7 protein-coding genes and 1 pseudogene are annotated in these 9016 nt (G+C 57.1%); 4 read left to right on the top strand and 4 right to left on the bottom strand.

Annotation, left to right across the window (positions count from 1 at the left end; genetic code table 11):
* Positions 1-236 precede the first annotated feature (236 nt).
* Genes HNQ99_RS16240 through HNQ99_RS16230 form a run of 3 tightly spaced genes read left to right on the top strand, consistent with a single transcriptional unit; the run spans position 237 to position 3299 of the window.
* Complete coding sequence (locus HNQ99_RS16240; protein WP_184477586.1) at positions 237-1478, top strand: acyl-CoA dehydrogenase family protein; 1242 nt, start codon at positions 237-239, stop codon at positions 1476-1478.
* A complete protein-coding gene (locus HNQ99_RS16235; protein WP_184477584.1) occupies positions 1471-2544 on the top strand; it encodes a phosphotransferase family protein in 1074 nt (357 codons plus the stop codon). Before HNQ99_RS16240 ends, HNQ99_RS16235 begins: the two co-directional genes overlap by 8 nt.
* 8 nt (positions 2545-2552) lie before the next feature.
* Positions 2553-3299, top strand: a complete 747-nt coding sequence (locus tag HNQ99_RS16230; RefSeq protein ID WP_184477582.1) for an SDR family NAD(P)-dependent oxidoreductase — start codon at positions 2553-2555, stop codon at positions 3297-3299.
* Positions 3300-3339: 40 nt separating this feature from the next.
* Here HNQ99_RS16230 and HNQ99_RS16225 read toward each other — a convergent pair whose 3' ends face one another.
* From HNQ99_RS16225 to HNQ99_RS16215, 3 genes are all read right to left on the bottom strand, one after another.
* A complete protein-coding gene (locus HNQ99_RS16225) occupies positions 3340-4209 on the bottom strand; it encodes an SDR family NAD(P)-dependent oxidoreductase (protein ID WP_184477580.1) in 870 nt (289 codons plus the stop codon).
* 137 nt (positions 4210-4346) lie between these two features.
* Positions 4347-4865, bottom strand: a complete 519-nt coding sequence (locus HNQ99_RS16220; protein WP_184477578.1) for an SRPBCC family protein — start codon at positions 4863-4865, stop codon at positions 4347-4349.
* 434 nt (positions 4866-5299) lie between these two features.
* A complete protein-coding gene (locus HNQ99_RS16215) occupies positions 5300-7549 on the bottom strand; it encodes a TonB-dependent receptor (RefSeq protein WP_184477576.1) in 2250 nt (749 codons plus the stop codon).
* A gap of 394 nt (positions 7550-7943) precedes the next feature.
* On the opposite strand from HNQ99_RS16215, the gene HNQ99_RS16210 reads away from it, so the two are divergent.
* Positions 7944-8732: an SDR family oxidoreductase gene (locus HNQ99_RS16210; protein ID WP_184477574.1), complete on the top strand. Its 789-nt coding sequence runs from the start codon at positions 7944-7946 to the stop codon at positions 8730-8732.
* 191 nt (positions 8733-8923) lie between these two features.
* On the opposite strand, the pseudogene HNQ99_RS16735 reads toward HNQ99_RS16210, so the two are convergent.
* Positions 8924-9016: pseudogene (locus tag HNQ99_RS16735) on the bottom strand (NADPH-dependent F420 reductase); the annotation flags it as partial.

Genomic DNA, 9016 nt, shown 5'->3' with positions numbered 1-9016 from the left:
TCGAGGTGCGAATCCACAATGACCGGGTCGAAATCCGCCCCAGGATAGAAAGCAAATCTTGGCTCCGCTCCGCCGAACAAAAAGATATTTGACAGCCTTAATATAGGTCCTATAACCTAGGCAAATAGGGGGCCTTTGTGGGGTCCGGCAAACCTACGGTTCCACACCTACTGGTCGCTCGGAGTGGAGTTGGTATAAAGGCGCTGTTGCGCGTAGCCTAGCGAAGGGGCTTTTGCATGGATTTTAGCATCAGTCCGCGCGGACAAGAGTGGCTCGCGCGAGTAAAGGAATTTCTCGAGGAGCATGTCTATCCCAATGAGGAGCTCTATGAGGAGCAACTTGGGGATGACACTAACGATCCATGGCGGGTTCCGCCCCTCATGCTGGAGCTGCAGCAGAAGGCGCGCGAGGCCGGCCTGTGGAACATGCACATACACGACACGCGCCATGGGCCGGGCCTCAGCAACCTCGATTACGCGCCGATCGCCGAGGCGCTGGGCCGGGTCCACTGGGCGTCCGAAGTGTTCAACTGCAACGCGCCCGACAGCGGCAACATGGATGTGCTGTCGCTCTATGGCAGCCCGGAGCAGCAGGAGAAGTGGCTGAAACCCATGCTGGCGGGCGAGATCAAGTCGAGCTTCGCCATGACCGAGCCGGCGGTGGCTTCCTCCGACGCGACTAATGTCGAGACCCGGATCGAGCGCGACGGCGACCATTATGTCATCAACGGTCGCAAATGGTGGATCACGAACGCCTATAATCCGCGCACCAAGATCTTCATCGTGATGGGCAAGACGGATCCCACCGCGCCCATCCACCTCCAGCAGACCCAGATCCTGGTCGAACCCAGCACGCCGGGCGTCAAGCTGGTGCGCTCGCTGCCGATCTTCGGCTATCATGACCGTCCGCACGGCCATGCCGAAATCCTGTTCGAAAATGTCCGGGTGCCGGCGGAGAATGTGATTTTGGGCGAAGGGCGCGGCTTTGAGATTGCGCAGGGCCGCCTGGGTCCGGGCCGCATCCACCATGCCATGCGTATCATTGGCGTGTCCGAACGGCTGCTCGAAAAGCTCTGCACGCGGCTCACCACCCGCATCGCCTTTGGCAAGCGCCTGTCCGACGAAAGCGTGTGGAAGGAACGGATCGCCCGCGCCCGCATCAATATCGAGATGAGCCGCCTGCTGGTCTACAAGACCGCGTGGCTGATGGACGAGGTGGGCGTGAAGAATGCCCGCAGCGAAATCTCGCAGATCAAGGTCATCGTGCCCGAACTGGCGCAGCAATTGTGCGACATCGTCCAGCAGGCCTACGGCGCGGCCGGCATGTGCGACGATTTCGGCCTCGCCTACACTTTTGCGCGTTTGCGCGTGATGCGCATCGGCGACGGTCCTGACGAAGTTCACAACCGCGTCATCGCCCGGAACGAACTCAGGAAATATCTCCCGCCCAAAACCAGCGAAGGGGCCAGTCATGGCTGACCGGCAGGACTTGCTCACCGGCACCGAGGCGCCGCCTGAACATCTCGCGCTAGACGTCCAAAAGCTCGGCGCCTATCTCGCTCCGCGCGTCGAAGGCCTAGAGGGCGACTTCCGCGTCGAAAAATTCAAAGGTGGTCAGTCGAACCCGACATACAAGCTGATCGGACGGGATAAGAGCTATGTTCTCCGCCGCAAGCCCCCCGGGAAGCTGCTGGCGTCGGCTCACGCGATCGATCGCGAATATCGTGTCACCAAGGCGTTGGCAGATGCCGGATTTCCGGTTCCTCGCCCAGCATTATATTGTGATGACGAATCGGTCATCGGCTCGGCCTTTTACATCACCGAATTCATCGACGGGCGCGTGTTCTGGAACGCCGATCTGCCGGGCGTGGAGAAAGCGGATCGCACCGCGATCTACGACTCGATGAACGCCTATCTCGCCCATCTCCACCAACTCGACTACAAGGCGTTGGGCCTGGAAACCTTTGGCAAGCAGTCTGGGTATACCGCGCGGAACCTCAAGACCTGGTGCACCATTTACGAGCAGTCGAAGCTCGTCGAGGTGCCCGACATTGACTGGTTGATGCAGGAGCTTCACGACCGCCTCCCGGACGATGAGCCGACGACTATCCTGCACGGCGATTTCGGCCTGTACAACGCCATGGTCCACCCGACCGAGCCGAAGGTTCTGTCGGCGCTGGACTGGGAAATGTCGACGCTTGGCAACCCCTATATCGATCTGGCGCACAACACGCGCGCCTGGTGGGAACCGCTGGGCTTTGCCGAAGGCAGCGCGACGTCGCTGCGCGGGCATGATCTGGAAGCACTCGGCATCCCCAGTCTGGACGCCTATGTGGAAAGCTATTGCCGGCGGGCCGGAATCACCGGGATTCCTCACCTCGACTTCTATTTCAGCTTCGTTCAGTTTCGGTACGCCGTAATGATCCAGGGCATCCTGAAGCGCGCGAGCATCGGAACGGGCGTTAACCGGCGCGTCACGCATACTCAAGAACGCGTAGCCGCGATCGCCGCCCTGGCGCGCAAAACTCTCACTGAATCACGATAGGTCCGATCATGAAGCAATATTTCGATTTCAGCGGCAAGGTCGTGCTGGTGACCGGCGGCAGCCGCGGTCTGGGCGCGGCCATCTGCCGCTCCTTTGCCGAGCAGGGGGCGGACGTGGTCATCGCCAGCCGCAATGCTGAAAATTGCGAAGAGCTGGCCGCCGAAATCGAAGCCAAATATGGCGTCCGCGCGTTGGGGATCGGTGCGCATCTTGGGCGCTGGGACGACATTGAGCGATTGGTCGAAGTTGCTTATGAGCGCTTCGGCAGAATCGATATCCTGGTCAACAATGCGGGGATGTCGCCGCTCTCCGACAGCTCGCTGGAAACGTCCGAAGTCCTGTTTGACAAGGTAATCGGCGTTAACCTGAAAGGCCCCTTCCGAATGACCGCGCTGGTCGCGAGCCGCATGGTGGAAGGTGATGGAGGCAGCATCATCAATATCTCTTCCATCGGATCAGTCCGGCCACAGCCCGAATATGCGCCTTATTCGGGCGCCAAGGCTGCGCTGAATGCGATCACCATCGCCCACGCATTCGAATATGCCCCGAAGGTGCGGGTCAATGCGATTCTTCCCGGAAGCTTTCGTACGGACATCGCGAAAGCATGGTCGCCCGACAAAGAAAAGAACATCAAGTCCGCCATCAAGCGGTATGGCGAGCCGGAGGAAATCGTGTCCACCGTGATGTACCTTGCATCCGAGCATGCGAGTTTCACGACGGGCGCTCTGATCCAGGTGGATGGCGGCCGCCCGTAAACCTGACAGCAACTCACCGCGTCCTGTCGATTGTTGCAGCTTAATTTGTTTTCGTGACGTCTAGCAGATCTTCTTCCGCCTGCGCCTTCGCCTGCTGGAGATAGTCCATGACCTTTTCTCTCGGCACCGCAGGCCGGAAGATCGAAAGACCACCATCCACCGCGAGATGAGTCCCGGTTACAAAGGCGGATTCGTCGGACCCCAGGTAGGTGGCCGCATAGGCGATATCCAGCGGCTTACCGGGTTTCGGCAGCGGCTGTGATCCGGACATCATTTCATCGAGATGCGCGGGCATGATATCGGCCACCTCCTTGCTCGCGCCGACCAACTGCCCCCACATCGAGGTCGCATAGGCGCCGGGAACGATCGCGTTCACCCGGATATTGCTGCTGGCGAGCTCAAACGCCGCCCAACGCGCCAGGTAGAGAACCGCGCCCTTGCAAACGACGTACACCATGCTTGCAGCAGGAGAAAAATTCTCCGCAGCGGCGGAAGAAACGAGGATCACGGACCCGCCGCCGCGTTTTTGCATCGGCCCGATCGCGTGCTTGATGCTCATCACGTGGCTGCGCAGAAGATTGGCCTGCCCGTCATCCCAGGCTTCGGTCGTAAGGTCGGCAATCTTTTGCTTGTGATCCACCGATGCCGCTGCATGGAGGACAATGTCCAGGCCTCCGAACTTCTCCTCTGCCATCGCCATCGTCCTGGCGATGTCTTCTTCGTTGCGGATGTCGCAGCGATTGAAATAGACCGATCCGGGGAAGCGTGCTTCCAGCTGGGCGCCTTTTTCAGCCTGGATGTCGGCGACGATAAGCTTCGCACCCTCTGCAACATACATTTCCACGACGCCCAGAGCGATCCCCGACACGCCGCCCGTGACGACCGCTATCTTTCCCGACAAACGTCCCATCCGAACTTCCTTTTCTCTCCAGGCCAACGCTATCAACGCCGCACCTGACAATGACGAAGGTCAACGCAGTCGTGACCGAATGACAGCAGTCAATGCAACGACATGTGAATGTCCGCCTCAGCCGATCAAAAGATCCATCAGCTGGAAACGGCACTTTTCTGGGCGGCAAAATAGCCGTTGAGACCTTTGAAAATCAGTTCGTAAACGGCCTCTACGGTATCGCGAGCCACGTCGGCGTTGCCTGGATCAACCACGTCAAAGGTGCATGAAATCTGCATTCTCGTCCGATTGTCCGAAATGGGATCCAACGCCCAACTCGCTATATAATTGCGTACTCCCTCGATGAAGTTATCGGTGGCATTATAAAATAGCCGCCGGGCAACAGGATCTTCGACGAACAAGGTTTCGCGGTTCTCCGTCGGTTGTCCACCAGAGGCATTCGACCGCACGAGAACTTTGGTCCGGGGCACTTTGCCCTTCTCACCTTCGAGGAAAAAGTTGTTAACCTTCATCCCGTCCTTATCGAGTTCGTTACCCCACCAATCCATCATTCCCCAGTCGGTGAGCACATCCCACAGGGTGTTGACATCGACATCGATAATGCCTTCGCGGAAGCCCGTCCTACGCTCAACTTGGTTGGTGCTAACACCGCTCATCCAGACCTCCTCTATTCCTGGCACTTGTCACCCCAGAGGTGCCTTCGCCGCATGACATCAACGCTATGATGTAGAATAGTATCCATATACTATGCAATGCGTCAAGCCGCAACCGCCGGGAGCAAATTCGGGTTTATCAGGCGGAGGGGGCCTTATCTCCACCGCTGAGGATTGCTCGCTTTCGTACATGCTGCTTCACAACGGCGGCATCAACGGCATACCGATATGCTGTGCGCCGCAACGACGGTTCTCTGGTGCAACCCAAAACCGCTGTTCTTCATGCCGATCGGATGAAAAATGCGCTCGCGAATCAACGCAGGCAAAAGGGAAGACCGAAGAGTCGACCGCCACAAGCTCTCGGACAATAGCGCCAAATGGCATCACATGCCCTCTGCAGCAATAGTCTTAGAACCTGTGGCGGTACGGCAGTCCAATTAGAATTTATACTGAATGCGAGCTCCATAGGTAATCGGCTCGCCGGCAATGTAGACCGGGCCGTATGGCTGGTAAGTGGAGGTAAAAACCGAGTATTTCTTGTCGAAAAGATTATCGACGTAGAAGCCCAACCGCAGATTGCCTCCCGGAGGGCTGACATAGCCCGAAACATTCGCCATCACGAAGCCCTTCTGGCGATCGAGACCAAGGTCACCGCCGGCCCCCGCGAAGAAGTCAAAACTCGAGCGGTATTGAGCAACACCGGCAAGATTGGCCTCCCAACTGCCCAGGTCGAAAGTATAGCTTCCGTTGATGGATGCCTGGTACCGGGGTGCGTGCGGTACTCTGCGTCCGCTATAGTCCTTTGAACAGGCATACAGAACGGCACCTGGCGCGTTAGCATTTGCAGTTCCCGTGGAATCAAAGCAGACGGCCGATGCATTGGGGTAGCTGACATAGTCCGCGTGCAGATAGGAGAGCGAACCACCGATGACCAGACCACCCGAAGGCTGTGCCGTAACTTCCAATTCGGCGCCATAGCCTTCGGCCGATCCGGCATTTTCCGTGATCGATCCACCACTGGTGGCGTCGATGATCTGAACATGCAGATCCTTGTTCTTGTAATAGAATACCGACAAGTTCGTGCGGAGCATGCCGTCCAATGCCGTGTTCTTGATCCCGATTTCGTGCGAGAAAATCTTTTCCGGGCGAATGGCGCCGGGACGCGTGGCGGGTGTACTTAATCCGCCCGCTTTGAAGCCGCGCGTGAAGCTGTAATAGATGTTGGTGGGCCCATTGTCCCATGCGGCGACGAAACGGGGGGTGAAAGCGCTGAAATCTGGGTTGACTACATAGCTGGTGGGGGCGCCAAAGGCCTGGAAGCCGGCGTTGTTTACGCCCTCAACGCGACGCTTGTCGTAAGTATAACGGCCCCCTGCCGTGATTTTGATCTGGTCGGTGAGTTGGTATGAGCCTTCCAGAAATGCGGAAATCGATTCCGTCTTTACCTTGTTAAAGACTTCTGGCTCTGCGGGCAGCGAAGCATATGCATCGCCGGTCAACGCAACATTGAAGAAGGCTTTGTCATGCAGGTAATTGATGCCGACGAGGTAATTAAAAGGCCCGTCAAGCTTTGATGCGAGCTGAAATTCCTGCGTAAAGGTTTTTCCGCCTACACCACGATTATCGAAAACGAAAATATCCGCCGGCGTAAAGTCGTTATCTGCAGCCTGTACGGTCTTGTCGTCCTCATAGCTTGTCGTGCTGGTGAGATCGAAGTAGTCGAAGGACAGGCTGGCTTTCATCCAGCTTCTCAGCATCCGGCTCCGCCATGCGGGCAAATCGCTTAGACGCGTCTCATAGAAATTCGACGGCGGCCCGTCGGCCGGCGTGCAGACATAACAAAGCGGCGCACCGGCAAGGAGAGCGCCTGCGTCCTTCCGTTTTTTGCTCTTCTGATATTCAAAGCCCAGCACGATATCGGCAACCTCATTCGGTTGCCACCGAAGCTGACCGCGAGCGGTATAGTCATAACCGCCATAGAGTTTCCGCCCGGCGAATGTGTTGGTGATATAACCCCCATCATCAGTGTAGCGGCCAGCGACGCGAACACTCAGAGTATCAGAAAGAGGCACGTTCAACATGCCGTCTACCTGCTTGTGATCGAACCGGCCGTATTCCGCCGACACTTGCCCCTCATAGTCGCGCGAAGGCAGGGCCGAACTTACCCGCACCACGCCCCCCGTGGCATTACGGCCGTAGAGCGTACCTTGAGGTCCGCGAAGGATCTCAATGCTGCCGGGATCGACAAGGTTGAGCAGCGAGTTCATGCCGAACGTCCGCTGAAGATATGCTCCGTCCAGGTAAATCGCGACGGGCGATTCCAGGCCGGGGCCGACATAAATTGCCCCGATGCCCCGCATGAACATTTGAATGGAACCGGCATTTTCACCAATGTCAGTGCTCGGTGTGGCCAGGTTGAGATCACGGACATTCTGTATGCCCAGCTTTTGAGCCACTTCGGGAGAAACAGCCGTAATCGCAACGGGCACGTCCTGCAGCCGCTCTGAGCGCCGCTGCGCCGTTACAACGATGTCGCCCACGCCGCCTTCTGCGGCGGCAGCATCTGCTGGCTGGGCACTTGCCGATGTGTCTGCCGCCACCTCTTGAGCATAGGCCGGCAATGCTGCGGCGGAACTCATGAGACAAAAAAGAACTTGAACTTTACCAATGGTTTTTTTCGACAACATTTTCATGCCCCCTGCTTGATGTAGGCGGACACCGCCGCCTCCCCAGCCTCAATCGGCTTTGGACGCGGCCCTAGTACTTTCGTACTGGAAGAGACGTCAAGATTGAATTGCAACTATCGTCAGACGAGGGGCTGACAAACAAAATTGTTTGTTTTACATAATGTTATGCTACAAATTACCCCGCTTGAAATTGCCTCGCGTCGCATAATTTATCACCGATCATGTAATTCTTTCGGGCGGCATCACCACTTGATGACGTGCGATCGGCGTCGCCGTCAGGGCCAAGTTCCTAATGCTGCAATCAGCAGGGCACATTAGCCACCCCTTGGATTGACCCGGCTCCAAGGTATAGTATTCCTAACCTATAGCATCAGCGAATTGAGGAGAGAGCTCGATGGAATTGGGCATTAACGGGCGTCGCGCGATCGTGAATGGCGGCAGTGCGGGTCTCGGCCGGGGCGCAGCGCTCGCGCTGGCTCGGGAGGGAGTAAATGTTTTCATCTCTTCAAGGGGTGAGGAACGGCTGCTCGCGACCTGCAAGGAACTCTCCGATCTCAGTGGAGGAACGGTTACGCCCATCGTTGCCGATCATGGGACTACTGAAGGCCGCGCCCGCATTTTGGCTGCATGTCCTGATCCCGACATCTTGGTCGGGACATGTTCGCCACCTCCCTATGTTGAGAACTTCCGGGACATTTCCGCCGATGATTGGCGCGCCAATCTCGAAATTACCCTGTTGTCTCCAATTGAAATGATGAAATCAGTTATCGACGGAATGATTGATCGCCGCTGGGGCCGGATCGTCAATATCACCACCGCGGGAGCCAAATATCCGCATCCCCTGCGCATACTCTCCGGAGCCCCCAGGGCTGCCCTGGCCAACTATTGTCACGCCGTGGCCAAGCAGGTCATGCAGCATAACGTCACGATCAACATGGTCATGCCCGCAATGCATGACACGGCTGGAATACGCGACATCTATGCAAAGGACGCCGCTGCCAACGGGATTACGGTTGAAGAGCAGCTTGATCTCGTCAGCCGCACGATTCCGATTCCCGCCGGCCATTTCGGCGATCCGGAAGATTGCGGCGCCATCGTAGCCATGTTCTGCAGCCAGCAGGCGAACTACATCACCAGCCAAGGCTTGTGCGTCGATGGCGGCTTTTCTTCGTCAATCTTTTAATTCGTGCGGTTTTCTCGTCCAGATCTTCCGGTTTTGTGGGAACTGGAAAGATCTGGAACTTCTTTTGTTTTCCGTAACTTACGATCCGACGTCCATCTGCCTTGAAATCACTCTAGGCGTCTTGCCAATCCTGCACAGCAGCCGAGGCCAAATTCGGATGATACTAGGCATATGCTCGCGAACGCCCGTTATCACAGGTTGCCCGTAATCCGAATACCCGCGTCGCCTGCGTTGTAGTTTTTGTTGATGAAGATGAGGATGGAGGTGAGGGCTTCTGCGGCGGC

Origin of the sequence: Rhizorhapis suberifaciens, from assembly GCF_014200045.1 — a bacterium.
GTDB classification, from domain to species: domain Bacteria; phylum Pseudomonadota; class Alphaproteobacteria; order Sphingomonadales; family Sphingomonadaceae; genus Rhizorhapis; species Rhizorhapis suberifaciens.
The sequence above is the reverse complement of the archived record's forward strand: the minus strand, read 5'-3'. Positions and strand labels throughout refer to the sequence as shown.

Excerpts from the sequence above, each read along its gene's own strand:
- HNQ99_RS16240 (WP_184477586.1), top strand. The coding sequence starts at position 237 with ATGGATTTTAGCATCAGTCCGCGCGGACAAGAGTGGCTCGCGCGAGTA.
- HNQ99_RS16235 (WP_184477584.1), top strand. The coding sequence starts at position 1,471 with ATGGCTGACCGGCAGGACTTGCTCACCGGCACCGAGGCGCCGCCTGAA.
- HNQ99_RS16230 (WP_184477582.1), top strand. The coding sequence starts at position 2,553 with ATGAAGCAATATTTCGATTTCAGCGGCAAGGTCGTGCTGGTGACCGGC.
- HNQ99_RS16225 (WP_184477580.1), bottom strand. The coding sequence starts at position 4,209 with ATGGGACGTTTGTCGGGAAAGATAGCGGTCGTCACGGGCGGCGTGTCG.
- HNQ99_RS16220 (WP_184477578.1), bottom strand. The coding sequence starts at position 4,865 with ATGAGCGGTGTTAGCACCAACCAAGTTGAGCGTAGGACGGGCTTCCGC.
- HNQ99_RS16215 (WP_184477576.1), bottom strand. The coding sequence starts at position 7,549 with ATGTTGTCGAAAAAAACCATTGGTAAAGTTCAAGTTCTTTTTTGTCTC.
- HNQ99_RS16210 (WP_184477574.1), top strand. The coding sequence starts at position 7,944 with ATGGAATTGGGCATTAACGGGCGTCGCGCGATCGTGAATGGCGGCAGT.